This window comes from Streptomyces sp. DS1-CR2, from assembly GCF_055760475.1.
The window spans coordinates 1,059,965-1,074,217 of sequence record NZ_CM147085.1; the positions used below are offsets into that span (position 1 = coordinate 1,059,965).

14 protein-coding genes and 1 pseudogene are annotated in these 14,253 nt (G+C 69.4%); 6 read left to right on the forward strand and 9 right to left on the reverse strand.

Going from position 1 to position 14,253, the window contains the following annotated elements:
- A pseudogene (locus tag ACY0PA_RS05280) lies at positions 1-141 on the reverse strand (aldo/keto reductase); the annotation flags it as partial.
- Positions 142-257: 116 nt separating this feature from the next.
- Between ACY0PA_RS05280 and ACY0PA_RS05285 the strand changes: the two are divergent.
- Positions 258-458, forward strand: a complete 201-nt coding sequence (locus tag ACY0PA_RS05285) for a hypothetical protein (protein ID WP_326714630.1) — start codon at positions 258-260, stop codon at positions 456-458.
- Positions 459-549: 91 nt separating this feature from the next.
- On the opposite strand, the gene ACY0PA_RS05290 is transcribed toward ACY0PA_RS05285, so the two are convergent.
- From ACY0PA_RS05290 to ACY0PA_RS05310, 5 genes are read right to left on the reverse strand one after another with little or no spacing between them, the layout of a single operon-like run.
- Positions 550-1,218: a potassium-transporting ATPase subunit C gene (locus tag ACY0PA_RS05290; RefSeq protein WP_473086240.1), complete on the reverse strand. Its 669-nt coding sequence runs from the start codon at positions 1,216-1,218 to the stop codon at positions 550-552.
- 24 nt (positions 1,219-1,242) lie between these two features.
- Positions 1,243-3,336, reverse strand: a complete 2,094-nt coding sequence (kdpB, locus tag ACY0PA_RS05295) for a potassium-transporting ATPase subunit KdpB (protein ID WP_473086241.1) — start codon at positions 3,334-3,336, stop codon at positions 1,243-1,245.
- A 44-nt stretch (positions 3,337-3,380) separates the two neighbouring features.
- Positions 3,381-5,045 carry a potassium-transporting ATPase subunit KdpA gene (gene kdpA / locus ACY0PA_RS05300; RefSeq protein WP_473083567.1) on the reverse strand — a complete coding sequence of 555 codons (1,665 nt, stop codon included), beginning with the start codon at positions 5,043-5,045 and terminating at the stop codon, positions 3,381-3,383.
- 8 nt (positions 5,046-5,053) lie between these two features.
- Positions 5,054-5,143, reverse strand: coding sequence for a K(+)-transporting ATPase subunit F (kdpF, locus tag ACY0PA_RS05305; RefSeq protein ID WP_018536030.1), 90 nt, complete (start codon positions 5,141-5,143; stop codon positions 5,054-5,056).
- Positions 5,140-5,355 (reverse strand): hypothetical protein, encoded by a 216-nt coding sequence (locus tag ACY0PA_RS05310; RefSeq protein WP_473083568.1) that lies wholly within the window; start codon positions 5,353-5,355, stop codon positions 5,140-5,142. Before ACY0PA_RS05310 ends, kdpF begins: the two co-directional genes overlap by 4 nt.
- A 283-nt stretch (positions 5,356-5,638) precedes the next feature.
- Between ACY0PA_RS05310 and ACY0PA_RS05315 the strand changes: the two genes are divergently transcribed.
- Together ACY0PA_RS05315 and ACY0PA_RS05320 are read left to right on the forward strand one after the other, a co-directional pair.
- On the forward strand, positions 5,639-6,529 hold the full coding sequence (locus ACY0PA_RS05315; RefSeq protein WP_473083569.1) for a glycoside hydrolase family 19 protein: 891 nt from the start codon (positions 5,639-5,641) through the stop codon (positions 6,527-6,529).
- A gap of 409 nt (positions 6,530-6,938) precedes the next feature.
- Positions 6,939-7,766 carry a LolA-like protein gene (locus ACY0PA_RS05320; protein WP_473083570.1) on the forward strand — a complete coding sequence of 276 codons (828 nt, stop codon included), beginning with the start codon at positions 6,939-6,941 and terminating at the stop codon, positions 7,764-7,766.
- Between the two features lie 284 nt (positions 7,767-8,050).
- Here the strand turns inward: ACY0PA_RS05320 and ACY0PA_RS05325 are convergent, their stop codons facing one another.
- Positions 8,051-8,872, reverse strand: coding sequence for a LysR family substrate-binding domain-containing protein (locus ACY0PA_RS05325; RefSeq protein ID WP_473083571.1), 822 nt, complete (start codon positions 8,870-8,872; stop codon positions 8,051-8,053).
- 58 nt (positions 8,873-8,930) lie between these two features.
- Between ACY0PA_RS05325 and ACY0PA_RS05330 the strand changes: the two genes are divergently transcribed.
- The 3 genes from ACY0PA_RS05330 to ACY0PA_RS05340 all read left to right on the forward strand — a co-directional run bounded on the left by ACY0PA_RS05330 (position 8,931) and on the right by ACY0PA_RS05340 (position 11,494).
- Positions 8,931-9,335: a DUF5997 family protein gene (locus ACY0PA_RS05330; RefSeq protein WP_356275146.1), complete on the forward strand. Its 405-nt coding sequence runs from the start codon at positions 8,931-8,933 to the stop codon at positions 9,333-9,335.
- Between the two features lie 471 nt (positions 9,336-9,806).
- Positions 9,807-10,424, forward strand: coding sequence for an RNA polymerase sigma factor (locus ACY0PA_RS05335; RefSeq protein WP_473083572.1), 618 nt, complete (start codon positions 9,807-9,809; stop codon positions 10,422-10,424).
- On the forward strand, positions 10,421-11,494 hold the full coding sequence (locus ACY0PA_RS05340) for a CU044_5270 family protein (protein ID WP_473083573.1): 1,074 nt from the start codon (positions 10,421-10,423) through the stop codon (positions 11,492-11,494). Before ACY0PA_RS05335 ends, ACY0PA_RS05340 begins: the two co-directional genes overlap by 4 nt.
- A gap of 69 nt (positions 11,495-11,563) precedes the next feature.
- Here the strand turns inward: ACY0PA_RS05340 and glsA are convergent, their stop codons facing one another.
- Both glsA and ACY0PA_RS05350 read right to left on the reverse strand, forming a co-directional pair.
- Positions 11,564-13,348 carry a glutaminase A gene (gene glsA / locus ACY0PA_RS05345; protein WP_473083574.1) on the reverse strand — a complete coding sequence of 595 codons (1,785 nt, stop codon included), beginning with the start codon at positions 13,346-13,348 and terminating at the stop codon, positions 11,564-11,566.
- Between the two features lie 70 nt (positions 13,349-13,418).
- Entirely contained in the window at positions 13,419-14,234 is an 816-nt protein-coding gene (locus tag ACY0PA_RS05350) for an ABC transporter permease (RefSeq protein WP_473083575.1), read from the reverse strand.
- Positions 14,235-14,253: the final 19 nt, after the last annotated feature.

A 14,253-nucleotide genomic window follows, 5' to 3' on the forward strand; every position in this document is an offset into this window, starting at 1 on the left:
TCATCCGTAGAAGTTACGCTGCCGGCGGTGCCCGGCCAGCACGGCGAGTTGGTCCGCGGTCAGCGGCCGTCCGTCGCTCAGGGCAGTGTTGCGCTCGACGTTGCGTACGGTGCGCGTGCCGGGGATGACGGTGGAGACTGCGGCGCGTCCCCCGATTTGGACACTTTGCCTACGCAGGAAAGGTCACCGGTAGACTCGTTGGCTGATTCCTCCGGTGCCGGGGGCGTCGCCAGCCAAGGAAAGAGGGAAGTCTCGACGTGTGGGCCGCACAGCACGAAGCTCCGATCTACAGTCGGCTCATCCAGGAACGCGGCGACATCCCCGCCCAGGTCCGTGCCGTAGCCGAACAGACCCTGCGGGATCTGGAACGGGTGATGCCGGCGCCGCTGCCGCGCGCCATGCCGACGCAGCAGACGCACTCGCCCGCGCTCAACAGTGGCGGACAGGGCTCGCTCTAGCGCATAACGGGAGCCGGCGGCACGGGGTAGGTTTCCCGAGCCGCCGGCTTCCGTCTTGTTCCGTTCCCGATCAGCCGTGTTCCGTTCTCGGTCAGCTCTTCGCGGCCAAGTCCTTGAGCGCGATGTTGAGTTCGAGGACGTTGACGCGGGGCTCGCCCATGAAACCGAGGACGCGGCTGCTGGTGTGGTCCTTGACGAGCTTGTCCACCTGGCTGACGGACAGGCCGTTCCTCTCCGCGACACGGTGGACCTGGAGGTCCGCGTACGCCGGGGAGATGTCCGGGTCGAGGCCGGAGCCGGAGGACGTGACGGCGTCGGCGGGGACGTCGGCCTTGTCGACCTTGTAGGTGGCCGTCGTGTTGTCCTTGACGACGGCCTGCTGGGCGGCCCGCACCTGGGCGATGAGGTCCTTGTTGTCGCCGGACAGGTTGGTGGCACCGGACAGGATCAGCTTGTGCTGGGTGTTGACGCTGTTGGTGCCCAGACCGTTGGACGGACGCGGCTGGAACCACTTGAGATCCGGGTCCGCGGTCTCCTGGCCCTTCTTCAGCGGCAGGTCGTAACGCTGGCCGATGAGGGACGAGCCGACGACCTTGCCGTCCGCCTCGATCTCCGAGCCATTGGCCTTGTCGTGGAAGAGTGCCTGTGCGACACCGGTGACGGCGAGCGGGTAGATGACGCCGCAGACCAGTGTCAGCACGAGGAGGGCACGCAGGCCGGCCCCCAGCAACCGGGCGGTGTTCGTAACCGAGTTGTTCATTGCGATCAGCACGCTTTCGAGGAATTACAGCCCGGGGATGAGGGAGATGAGCACGTCGATGAGCTTGATCCCGATGAACGGCGCGATCAGACCGCCGAGCCCGTAGATCCCGAGGTTGCGGCGCAGCATGCGGTCGGCGCTCATCGGCCGGTAGCGGACTCCCTTCAGGGCGAGCGGTACGAGCGCGATGATGACGAGCGCGTTGAAGACGACCGCGGACAGGATCGCCGAGTCGGGCGAGGAAAGCTGCATGATGTTGAGCTTGTCCAGGCCCGGGTAGACCGCGGCGAACAGCGCCGGGATGATCGCGAAGTACTTCGCTACGTCGTTGGCGATGGAGAACGTCGTCAACGCGCCCCGGGTGATGAGGAGTTGCTTGCCGATCTCGACGATCTCGATGAGCTTGGTCGGGTTGGAGTCGAGGTCGACCATGTTGCCGGCCTCCTTGGCGGCCGACGTGCCCGAGTTCATCGCCACGCCGACATCGGCCTGGGCGAGGGCGGGGGCGTCGTTGGTGCCGTCGCCGGTCATCGCGACCAGCTTGCCGCCCGCCTGCTCGCGCTTGATGAGCGCCATCTTGTCCTCGGGAGTGGCCTCCGCGAGGAAGTCGTCGACGCCTGCCTCCTCGGCGATCGCCTTGGCCGTCAGCGGGTTGTCGCCGGTGATCATGACGGTCTTGATGCCCATGCGGCGCAGCTCGTCGAACCGCTCGCGCATGCCCTCCTTGACGATGTCCTTGAGGTGGATGACGCCCAGGACCCGCGCGCCGTCGGCGTCCTCGACCGCCACGAGCAGCGGCGTTCCGCCCGCCTCCGAGATGGAGTTGGCGAGGGTGTCCGCGTCCGGGGCGACCTGGCCGCCGCGCTCCCTGACCCAGGCGACGACCGAACCGGCGGCACCCTTACGGGTCTTGCGGCCCTCGACGTCCACTCCCGACATCCGGGTCTGGGCGGTGAAGGCGATCCATTCCGCGCCGGCCAGCTCGCCCTGGTGGCGTTCGCGCAGCCCGTACTTCTCCTTCGCGAGGACCACGATGGAGCGGCCCTCGGGGGTCTCGTCGGACAGCGAGGACAGCTGGGCGGCGTCGGCGAGTTCGGCCGCGGTGACGCCCTTGACGGGCGCGAACTCGGCGGCCTGCCGGTTGCCGAGCGTGATGGTGCCCGTCTTGTCGAGGAGCAGGGTCGATACGTCGCCCGCGGCCTCGACCGCTCTGCCGGACATGGCGAGGACGTTGCGCTGGACGAGGCGGTCCATGCCCGCGATTCCGATCGCCGAGAGCAGCGCGCCGATCGTCGTCGGGATGAGGCAGACGAGCAGGGCCACCAGCACGACCATGCCGAGGTGCTTGCCGGCGTAGTCCGCGAACGGCGGCAGGGTCACCACGGCGAGCAGGAACACGATGGTGAGGGACGCCAGAAGGATGTTGAGGGCGATCTCGTTGGGGGTCTTCTGGCGGGCCGCGCCCTCGACCAGGTTGATCATCCGGTCGATGAAGGTCTCGCCGGGCTTAGTCGTGATCTTGATGACGATGCGGTCGGAGAGGACCTTCGTGCCGCCGGTGACGGCGCTGCGGTCGCCGCCCGACTCCCGGATGACGGGGGCCGATTCACCGGTGATGGCCGATTCGTCGACGCTCGCGACACCCTCCACGACGTCACCGTCGCCGGGGATGATGTCGCCCGCCTCGCACACCACGAGGTCGCCGATGGTCAGCTGGGTGCCGGGCACGTGCTCTTCCGAGGAGCCGGTCAGGCGCCGGGCGACGGTGTCGGTCTTGGCCTTGCGCAGGGTGTCCGCCTGCGCCTTGCCGCGGCCCTCGGCCACCGCCTCCGCCAGGTTCGCGAAGATCACGGTGAGCCAGAGCCAGGCGCTGATCGTCCAGCCGAACCAGTCGGACGGGTCCTTGAAGGAGAACACGGTCGTCAGGACCGAGCCGACGAGCACCACGAACATCACGGGCGACTTGACCATGACGCGCGGGTCGAGCTTGCGGCAGGCGTCCGGCAGCGACTTCAGGAGCTGCTTGGGGTCGAACAGGCCTCCGCCGACCCGGCCTTCCTGTGCGTGCCCGGAGGGCACGTCGCTGTGCGGCGCCCGCGTGGGAGTGGCTGTGGACATGGCGTCCTGTGACCTCTTCGAGTCGTGCTTGCTGGTTCCGGTGGTCATGACGCCAGGCCTTCCGCGAGCGGGCCGAGGGCCAGGGCGGGGAAGTACGTCAGACCGGTGATGATGAGGATCGTGCCGACGAGGAGCCCGGTGAACAGCGGCTTCTCGGTACGCAGAGTGCCGGCCGTGGCGGGGACGGGCTTCTGCTCGGCGAGCGACCCCGCAAGAGCGAGCACGAACACCATCGGCAGGAACCGGCCGAGCAGCATCGCCAGCCCGATCGTGGTGTTGAACCACTGCGTGTCCGCACTCAGACCGGCGAACGCCGAGCCGTTGTTGTTGGCGCCGGACGTGTACGCGTAGAGGATCTCGGAGAATCCGTGCGCGCCGGAGTTGAGCATGGAGTTCGGCGGGGTGGGCAGCGCCATCGAGATCGCCGTGAAGACGAGCACGAGCGCCGGGGTGATGAGGATGTAGCAGGCCGCGAACTTGATCTCGCGGGTGCCGATCTTCTTGCCCAGGTACTCGGGCGTACGGCCGACCATCAGGCCCGCGATGAACACCGCGATGATCGCCATGATCAGCATGCCGTAGAGACCGGAACCGGTGCCGCCGGGTGCGATCTCGCCGAGCTGCATGCCGAGCATCGTGATGCCGCCGCCGAACCCGGTGAACGAGGAGTGGAACGAGTCCACCGCACCGGTCGACGTCAGCGTCGTCGACACCGCGAAGATCGACGAGGCACCGACCCCGAAGCGGTTCTCCTTGCCCTCCATCGCGCCGCCCGCGACGTCGAACGCCGGGCCACTGTGGTGGAACTCGGTCCACATCATGAGCGCGACGAACCCGACCCAGATCGCGGCCATGGTCGCGAGGATCGCGTAGCCCTGCTTGAGGGAGCCGACCATGCGGCCGAAGGTGCGGGTGATCGCGAAGGGGATGACGAGGATCAGGAAGATCTCGAAGAGGTTCGTGAAGCCGTTGGGGTTCTCGAAGGGGTGGGCGCTGTTGGCGTTGAAGTAGCCGCCGCCGTTGGTGCCCAGCTCCTTGATGGCCTCCTGCGAGGCGACCGCGCCACCGTTCCACTGCTGCGAGCCGCCCATGAACTGACCCACGGAGTGAATTCCGGAGAAGTTCTGGATCGCTCCGCACGCCACGAGGACGATCGCGCCGATCAGGGCGATCGGGATCAGGATGCGCACGACGCCGCGTACCAGATCGGACCAGAAGTTGCCGAGCTCGCCGGTGCGGGAGCGGGCGAAGCCCCGGACGAGGGCGACCGCGACGGCGATGCCGACGGCCGCGGAGACGAAGTTCTGCACGGCCAGGCCCGCGGTCTGCACCACGTGACCCATGGCCTGCTCGCCGTAGTACGACTGCCAGTTGGTGTTCGACACGAACGACGCGGCCGTGTTGAACGCCTGGTCCGGGTCGATGGACCGGAAGCCGAGCGAACCCGGCAGGCTGCCCTGGAGCCGCTGCAACAGGTACAGGAACAGCACGCTCACCGCGGAGAAGGCCAGCACGCCGCGCATGTAGGCGGGCCAGCGCATCTCCGTGTTCGGGTTGGCGCCGATGCTCTTGTAGATCCACTTCTCGACACGCAGGTGCTTGTCGGAGGAGTAGACCCTGGCCATGTAGTCGCCCAGGGGACGGTAGGCCAGGCCGAGCGCCACTATCAGTGCGAGGAGCTGGAGCACACCAGCGAGTACGGGGCTCATATCGGTGCTCAGAACCTCTCCGGGTAGATGAGGGCGAGGACCAGATAGCCAAGGAGTGCGACGGCCACGATCAGGCCGACGATGTTTTCGGCAGTCACAGCTTTGCGACCCCCTTGGCGATGAGAGCCACCAGCGCGAAGACCGCGATCGTGGTGACGACGAAGGCCACGTCGGCCATCGTGAGCTCCTGAATGAGGTTCGGAATTGAACGGACCCTTAGAGGAAACCCCCGTTCAGGACCGGAATCGCCCGCCCTTGACGCCTCCCATACGGCGGGGTGCGCGGCCTTGACGCATCCCATACGCGTCATCGCGCCAAGGTGACGTGGACCACCCCGGCGCGCCCGCGTTTCCGCCGTTCAGAAGCCCTTGGACTACCTCGTCGAGCGGGTCCCTGGGCTGCCTGTATCGCGTACATCACGTTCCTTCGGTGCGGGCTGCTCCTCGGGGGCAGCCCGGGCCGGAGCCCCGCCACCGCGGCGGCCACTTTTGGTCTAGACCTTGACAGGTTCAGACCAGGTTCGCTTGAGTGACCGGCACCCCCCATGGCGGCGCCGGGACCCCCAACTCGCGCCGCACCGAAGGAGCGTTGGCATGATCAAACGCGTCACGAGTCTTGTCGCCACCCTGGCCGCGGTCAGTGCCGTGGTCGTCATCGGCCCGGCCACCACGGCATCGGCGGCCGAGTGCGCCGCGCCCTGGAACTCCTCGTCCGTCTACACCGGCGGCGGATCGGCCTCGTACAACGGGCACAACTGGAACGCCAAGTGGTGGACCCAGAACGAGACCCCCGGCACCTCCGACGTCTGGGCGGACCAGGGCGCCTGCGGCGGTGGCGAGACGAACCCCGGCGACCCCGATCCGTCCGGCTTCGTCGTCAGCGAGGCCCAGTTCAACCAGATGTTCCCGAACAGGAATTCGTTCTACACGTACAGCGGACTGACCGCCGCCCTCAGCGCCTACCCCGGCTTCGCGAACACCGGCAGCGACACGGTCAAGCGCCAGGAGGCCGCGGCGTTCCTGGCCAACGTCAGCCATGAGACCGGCGGTCTGGTGTACATCGTCGAGCAGAACACCGCCAACTACCCGCACTACTGCGACACCAGCCAGTCCTACGGCTGCCCGGCGGGCACCGCCGCGTACTACGGCCGCGGCCCGATCCAGCTCAGCTGGAACTTCAACTACAAGGCCGCGGGCGACGCGCTCGGCATCGACCTCCTCCACAACCCGTACCTGGTGGAGCAGGACGCGGCCGTGGCCTGGAAGACGGGCCTTTGGTACTGGAACACGCAGAACGGCCCCGGCACCATGACGCCGCACAACGCCATGGTGAACGGCGCCGGCTTCGGCGAGACGATCCGCTCCATCAACGGCAGCCTGGAGTGCAACGGCGGCAACCCCGGCCAGGTCCAGAGCCGCATCGACCGGTACAAGGCGTTCGTCCAGATCCTGGGCACCACACCGGGCGACAACCTGAGCTGCTGACGCGCCACCGCGTATGGCGTGACGCGCCGCCGGGCGGGCCTGGACTCCACCAGGTCCGCCCGGCGGAGTCGTTACGGAGCGGCCGGGCGACAGCTGACCGCACCAAGTGACCGGACCGGCAGAGAAGTTGGGCCGGCCGGGTTGCCGTTGAGCAGCTTGTCGACGTCCACCCGGGGCCACTGACCCCTGGGTCACCTTCCTGCCGAGCGCGGTGCTCCCGAGCCGGCTCGCGAACGCCTCAGCGTCCGGGAAGGCGATGATCTCCCATCCGCCCACCCCGCTGATCCCGCCGCCCCCGTCCATGGGGGCGCAGCGTATGCCGCCGCGACGGCCATCGGTCCGAAATGTACAATTTGATTGCGTTCACTAGTGAGTGTCCCGTCTGCGAGGTGACGCCATGCAGCGGTGTGTGTCGAGGCATCGCAAGGCCGCGCTGATCCCGGTGAGCGCTGCCGTCGCGTGCGTGACAGCCCTCGCGGGAGTTCCGGCGCTCGCCGACGACGGGGGCGACGCGTCGAAGCTGAGCGCGCAGCAGCTCGCGGACGACGCGAAGAAGGAACTGCTCGAAGCGAAGTCCCTCCATGTGATCCTGAGGAACAACTCCACGGGTCCCGCCGACGCCCAGTCCCCCGCGGTCCTCGATCTCGCCCTGGACCAGGACGGCAACTGCGCCGGATCCCTGAAGATGGGCACGGGCGGCGCCAAGGGTGGCACCGTCGAACTCATCAAACGCGGCGACGAGTTGTGGATGAAACCCGACACCACGTTCTGGAAGTCCCAGGTCACCGGCGGCGCGGGCGAGCTCGCGGCCCAGCTCTTCAAAGGGCGCTATGTGCACGGCAACGCGAACGACGACATGCTCAGGAGCCTGGGCGACACATGCGACTTGAACGCGTTCCAGGCCCAGGTGGACAGCGGCCCCTCCGGCGCGCCCCCCGAGAAGCTGACCAAGGGCAAGGAGACCAAGGTGGACGGCACGGACGTCGTGCCGGTGAGTGGCAGGAACGACGGCAGCGACGTCGTCCTGTTCATCACCGCGAAGGATCCGCACCGGCTCGTGCGTGCCACCGAGAAGATGGGCGATCTGAACACGACGATGACACTCACGGACTACAACCGGCCGGTGCCGACCGCGACTCCGTCGAAGGAAGACTCGGTCGACGTGTCCAGGCTCCAGAACCTCTCCCCGAAGGCGACGCCGCCGCAGGCCGTGGCGCCGGTTCGGGGCGTGTGGTGAACTGCCCGACCCGCTACGCGAGTTGAGCGCACGCCCCTCGTGCGGGCCGTCAGTTACGGGCTCCGCCAGTTACGGGCTCCGCCGAATCGGGCGTGGTCGGCCAGGACTTCGTCGATCACGCGGTGATGGGACGCGGCGCTTTCCGCGTCGGTGCCGAGCGACTGGGACATGATCAACAGGGACTTCCGCAGGCCCTACCCGCGCGCTCGGACCCATGTGCCGACGTTCCTGGGCGACGGTGCGGCGGAAGGCCTCGCGGCTGTCTCCGGAGAACGTGCCGATGGCTACGGCCTGCGGCGCGGCTTCCCGCGCTTGGCGGCGCCCTTGGATCCACCCTTGGGGCCGCCCTTCGCAGTGCCCTTCGGCCCGGGTTTGGTCCCGCTCTTGGCACCGCCCTTGGCGCCGCCGCTCCGGGGGTTCTTCCCGCCGGCCGGCTTCTGCCGCGCCGTCCCGCTCTTCTCGGTACGCGCCGACTTGGGCTGCGGCGGCGTCGCCGTACGACCGCGTGAGCTGTTGACCGTCCGCCCGCGGACGATGCCGATGAACTCCTCCACCAGGTCGGTGGTCTCGTCCTCCGGCCACGACAGCGCGACCTGGGACTCCGGGGCGTCGGTCACCGGACGGTAGGTGAGGTCCTTGCGGTGGTACAGGCGGGCGAGCGACTGTGGGACCACCAGCACACCGATCCCGGCGGCCACCAGCTCGACAGCGTCCTCCGTCGTCTCCGGGCGCTCGAACGCGGGCTCGCCGGGAAGCCGCTCCCAGCCGAGGGTGTCGTCGAGGGGGTGCAGCACGGTCTCGTCGGCCAGATCGTCCAGGGACACCTCGTCGACCGCGGTCACGACGTGGTCCTTGGGGATCACGACCACGGTCGTCTCGGTGTAGAGGGGGATCGCGCTGAGCACGGTCCGGTCCACCGGCAGCCGTACGAGACCGGCGTCCGCCCCGCGATCCCGCAATACGTCGGATGCCTCGCCGGCGGGCGTCGCGATCAGGGTCAGCGGAACGCCGGGCAGCCGCTCGTTCCAGATCCGCACCCACTTGGTGGGCGTCACTCCCGGGACATAGGCGAGCCGGAACGAAGGGGATACTTCCGAGCCTGTCACCCCGCCAGGTTACCGGTCGTGGTCGGAGGTATCGCACACAGTCGATACCCTTGGCACCATGACGTCGCACCAGACCACCCAGACCATGAAGCCCGCGACCGCGGCGAAGAAGCTGGGTGTGTACCTCGAGGCCACCCCCGCCGAGTTCCAGGAGGGTGTCGTCTCGCGCAGCGAGCTCAACGCGCTGCAGGCCGATCCGCCGGAGTGGCTCCAGGAGCTGCGCCGCAACGGCCCGCACCCCCGGCCCGTCGTCGCGTCCAAGCTCGGCATCTCCATCTCCGGTCTCGCCCGGGGCGGGATCACCGAGGCGCTCACCACCGAGCAGATCGAGGCGCTGAAGACCGAGAGCCCCGAGTGGCTCCAGCAGGAGCGTGAAACCCAGGCCGCGGTCCGCAAGGAAGCCGTCCGTATCAAGGAGCGGAACGCGCAGCGCGCCGAGCAGTCCGGCGACCAGCACTCCTGACCGTCAGTGGCCGGTCACCTCTCCGGCAGCACCCCTGTACGCGTGCGTGGGCGGCAGATCCACGGTGTCCAGGGAACGCGTGAAGCTGCTGAGCGACCCGCTGCTTGTACAGCACCGCCGCCTCGGGCGAGGTCCACGGATACTCGCGCGAATGGTCGGCCAGATGCAGCCGAGTCGTGCCGACAGCTGCCCGCCCAGTCGGTGCGGGCAGCTGTCAACCGAACCCGGCCGCTCGGGCGCGCGGCGACTCTTTGCCTGCCGGCGGTGGCTGTTGCGGCAGCCTTACGCGCATCAGCCGTAGCCGTCCCCGCCGCGAGCGCGGCCGCACCCATCACCGTCAGCACCGAGCGCCGCATCGGACGGCCCATTGATGCGTCCACGACAAGTTACCCTTCTGTGGTGCAGATCACCGGAACGCCTACCGCGGTGCGGAGAGGTACCGGACGTGAAGCGCGATGAGAAGGAGTGCGGATGCGTGCACGGATCCGGGCAGGGGACCGCGAGGCGTTCGCCGACCTGTATGAGGAGTATGCGCGGGCGATCTACAACCACGCTCTGCGCCTGACCGGCGACTGGTCGCTCGCCGAAGAGATCATGTCCGACACGTTCCTCACCGCGTGGGCGACCCGGGAGCGTCTCGATCCCGGCGCCGATGCCGACGCACCGCTCGGGCCCTGGCTCTACGGCATCGCGACCAACAAGGCGCACAACGCCCGGCGCGGTGTGCGGCGCCGGCTGGCCTTCCTGGCCCGCCAGCCCGCCGCACCCGACGTGGACGACTTCGCGGAGGAGACGGCGGGCCGTATCGACGACGCCCGCCAACTCGCCCGTATCCACGGCTCGTTGGCCAGGTTGCGGCGCCCCGAGCGGGACGTGATCGCCCTGTGCGTCTGGGCCGGACTCGACTACGCGCAGGCGGCGGACGCGTTGGGCGTCCCCGTGGGCACGGTGCGGTCGCGGCTGTCCCGGGCGCGCGCCAGACTGCGGCAGCTCAGTCAGCAGGAAAAGCCGGAACCGCGCCCCGGTCGCGGAGAGGTATCGAGTGAGGCCGCGTTCGCGGCCCTGCCCCTGCGGGAGGAAGCCCGATGAACGCAGCACACTCCTTTGGGAGTGACCGCAAGGAGGCCCACGAGGTGTCCCGGCTTCTGCCCGAGGCGCCCGAATGGGATCTGCCGCGGGGGCGACACCGCCACCACAAGGACGTCCTGATGCAGCAGATCGACCGCCACCACGAGAGCGTCGCACCCGCCACTGGGCCGCGTCACCAGGAAAGCGCCATCGCCCGCCGACTCTTCCTGCGCCCCGCGGTGGCCGTGCCCGTAGCGGCGCTCGCTCTGACCGGCGCGCTGGCCGCCACCCTGACCTTCGTCGGCGACGACCACGGCGCGGCTCCCGCAGCCCACGCACCCGTGGCCGACAGCGGAGCCACCGTCCTGCTGAACCAGATCGCCGACGCCTCGCTCAGGACGGACGCCACACCGGTCAAGGACGGCCAGTACGTGTACGTGCGCAGCACAGTCCGGTCCAACGAGGGCACGTTCGCCGGGCCCGTCGAACTCGGCGCCCCGCACCGGCGCGAGGTCTGGATGGCGCAGACGTCCAAGCCGGTGAAGACCCTCGGCACCATCGAGGAAACCGGCAAGGGCGTCCCGATGTCGGGACAGCGGCTCCCCGTCGAATCGGCGGACGCGCTGGCCCCCGGCCTCGACCGTCCGACGTCTGCCTGGCTGGCCTCGCTGCCGACCGATCCCGACCAGCTCCTCGACGAGCTCTACGCCGGGACCCGGGCCTCGGGCCGCGAGTCCAGGGACCAGGCCGTCTTCGAGAAGATCGGATCCCTCCTCGACGAGACGGTGATGCCGCCGAAGAACGCCGCGGCGCTCTACAAGGCCGTCGCGCGGATCCCCGGGGTCAAGCGGATTCCCGACGCGGTCGACGCCGCGGGGCGCCACGGGGTCGGCATCGCCCGCCAGGACGCCAGCTCCGCAACCCGCAGCGAGTGGATCTTCGACAGCGAGAGCCTCACCTACCTCGGCTCACGCTCGTATCTGGACAAGGACGGCAAGGGCATGAAGCTGGCGGGTACGAACGCGATCCTGCGCCGCGCCGTCGTCGACAAGTCCGGCGAGTTGCCCTCCGGCACGACGGCCGACAGCTGACCGGACGGCGGGGCGGCTTCGGGCGCTCCGCCGTTCAACTCCCTGACGATTGCCGCGACTTGGCGCGCTTCAGCCGCCCTCGGGCCGGTCCACCGTCTCCGCCCCGTCGAGCGGGCTGCGCTCCAGGAAGGCGGCCGCCGCGGGCACGGCCGTGCGCAGCCGCACCAGTCCCGCCGCCGTCAGGGTGCGGCACACCGAGTCCTCCTCCGCCATGACGCGCTCGCCGAGGCGGGCGTGGAAGTCGGCAGGGGTGAGGGCCGCGCCCGGCCCGGCGGACCAGGTGCGGCCCGCGGGTGTGGGCCGTGAGCTGTGGGCGCACACGGCCAGGCGCCCCGACTCCACGTACCAGAGGACCACGGGCTCCGCGCGGGGTGGCTCGACGGTCTGGCCCGCGGACAGGGACAGGGTGCCGAAGCAGTCGAGGACGGCCTGCGCGGCCTGCTCACCGGCCCTCCCGAACAGGTCGCTGTCCGTCAGGGGAACAGGCGCGGAGGGGTCGAGTCCGAGGCCGGTCAGGAGTTCGTCCTCGCAGGATTCGATGGCGCGGCCGAGGTCGGCGAACTCGTCCTTGGTGTGCGTCACGGGTCGGGCCGACGGGTCGGCGATCACCATGCGGATCCCGCGTTCGCGCAGGTCGTGGCCGAGGGCGCGCAGGAGGTCGGCCGCGACGGGTTCGATGCGGCCGACCCGGGCGAGGTCCAGAACAAACCAGCGCGCGGCCTTCGGGAGGTCGCGGGCCGCGCGCAGGGTCTGTTCGGCGGTGGCGAAGTCCAGGTCGCCCTGGAGGACGTGGACCCGGATGCGGTCGGGTCGTTCGTCGAGTGCGGCGCGCTGGTCGCGGGGGCGGTGGCGCAGCGAGCGCAGCGGGCCCGGGTCGAGGGAGCGGGGCGGCAGGGGGCGGCCGCTGCTGCCGGTGGGGCGCATGAGGTGCAGCCCGAACTGCTCCGACAGGAGGTGGCAGGCGGCGATGGCGCGGACGCTGTTGCCCTTCTCGTCGAGGGGCGGGCTGAACACTCCGATGCCGAACTGGCCGGGCAGCGCCACGCCGATCCCGCCCGAGACGCCGCTCTTCGCCGGCAGGCCCACGCGCAGCATCCACTGCCCCGAGGCGTCGTACATCCCGCAGGTGGCCATGACGGCGAGCACGTGCTGGGCATGGCGGGAGGCGACGACCCGTTCGCCGGTGAGCGGATTCGTGCCGCCGCCGGCCAGCGTCGCGTGCATCACGGCGAGGTCGTCGCAGGTCACGAGCACGGAGCACTGTCGGAAGTAGACCGCGAGCTGCTCTTCTACGTCGCCGGTCAGCGATCCCGCGTTGTGCATGAGGTAGGCGAGGGCGCGATTGCGGTCGCCGGTGGAGCGCTCGGAGGCGAAGACCGCTTCGTCGACGGTCAGATCCCGGCCCGCGAAGGCTCCCAGTCCGGCCAGGATGCGGGCGAAGCGCTCGTCGGGGTTCGCTCCCGCGACCAGTGAACTGGTCACGATGGCACCGGCGTTGACCATCGGGTTGGGCGGGCGTCCGGTGCCGGGTTCGAGGCGGATCGAGCTGAACCCCTCACCGCTCGGCTCGGCGCCCACGCGCGCCAGGACGTCCTCCAGGCCCTGGTCCGCGAGTGCGAGCGCGAAGACGAAGGGCTTGGACACGGACTGGACGGTGAACGGCACCTCACTGTCGCCGCAGCTGTAGACCTGCCCGTCGAGCGCGCACAGGCTCAGTCCGAACAGGTCGGGGTCGGCCCTGCTCAGCTCCGGGATGTACGAGGCCGGCTCGCCGTCGGTGAGGTCGCGCAGCCGGATGCGGACGCGGTCCAGGAGCGCGGCGAGCGGATCGTCCAGCGGCTTGTTGTACCTCACACCGCAATCGAACACCACGGCCGGACGATGCGCCTTCCCGAGCGGGCAACGGGTGCCCGCGATGCCCGGGTCAGATCCGGCTCCCGGACGCGGTGTCCGAGGACAGACGCTGGGCGAGGTAGATCGGGATGACGGACAGCAGGACGAGGACGGCGGCGACGACGTTGACGACGGGGGCCTGCTGCGGGCGCGCCATGTTCGAGAAGATCCAGACGGGCAGTGTCTGGATGCCGGGTCCGGCGGTGAAGGTCGTCACGACGATCTCGTCGAAGGAGAGGGCGAAGGCGAGCAGCCCGCCCGCCACCAGCGCGGAGCGCACCAGCGGGAACGTGATGTCGAGATACGTGCGGAAGGTGTGCGCCCCGAGGTCCATGGCGGCCTCTTCGTACGCCCCCGGCATGCGCCGCAGCCGGGCGATGACGTTGTTGAAGACCACCACGATGCAGAACGTGGCGTGCCCGACGATGACGGTGAACAGGCCGAGGCCCACGCCGAGCGGTTCGAGGACCGTGCGGAAGGCGGTGTTGAGCGCGACGCCGGTGACGATGCCGGGCAGCGCGATCGGCAGGACGACGACGAAGGAGATGGCGTCACGTCCGAAGAACTTGTAGCGCTGGCACGCGAAGGCGATGAGCGTGCCGAGGACGAGGGCGATGACGGTCGCGCCGAGCCCCGCCTTGACCGACGTCCAGAGCGCGTCGCGGGCGCCGGAGCTGTGCCAGGCGTCGGCCCACCAGTCGAAGGTGAGCCCAGGCGGCGGCCAGCCCGAACTGCGGTCCGGGTTGAGGGAGTTGACGAGGACCAGGAGCAGCGGCACGTAGATCACCGCGAAGCCGAGCGCGGCGGCGATACGCAGGGTGATGCGCGCGGGGCGGGAGAGATTCAACGGAGGGACCTTCGCTGTG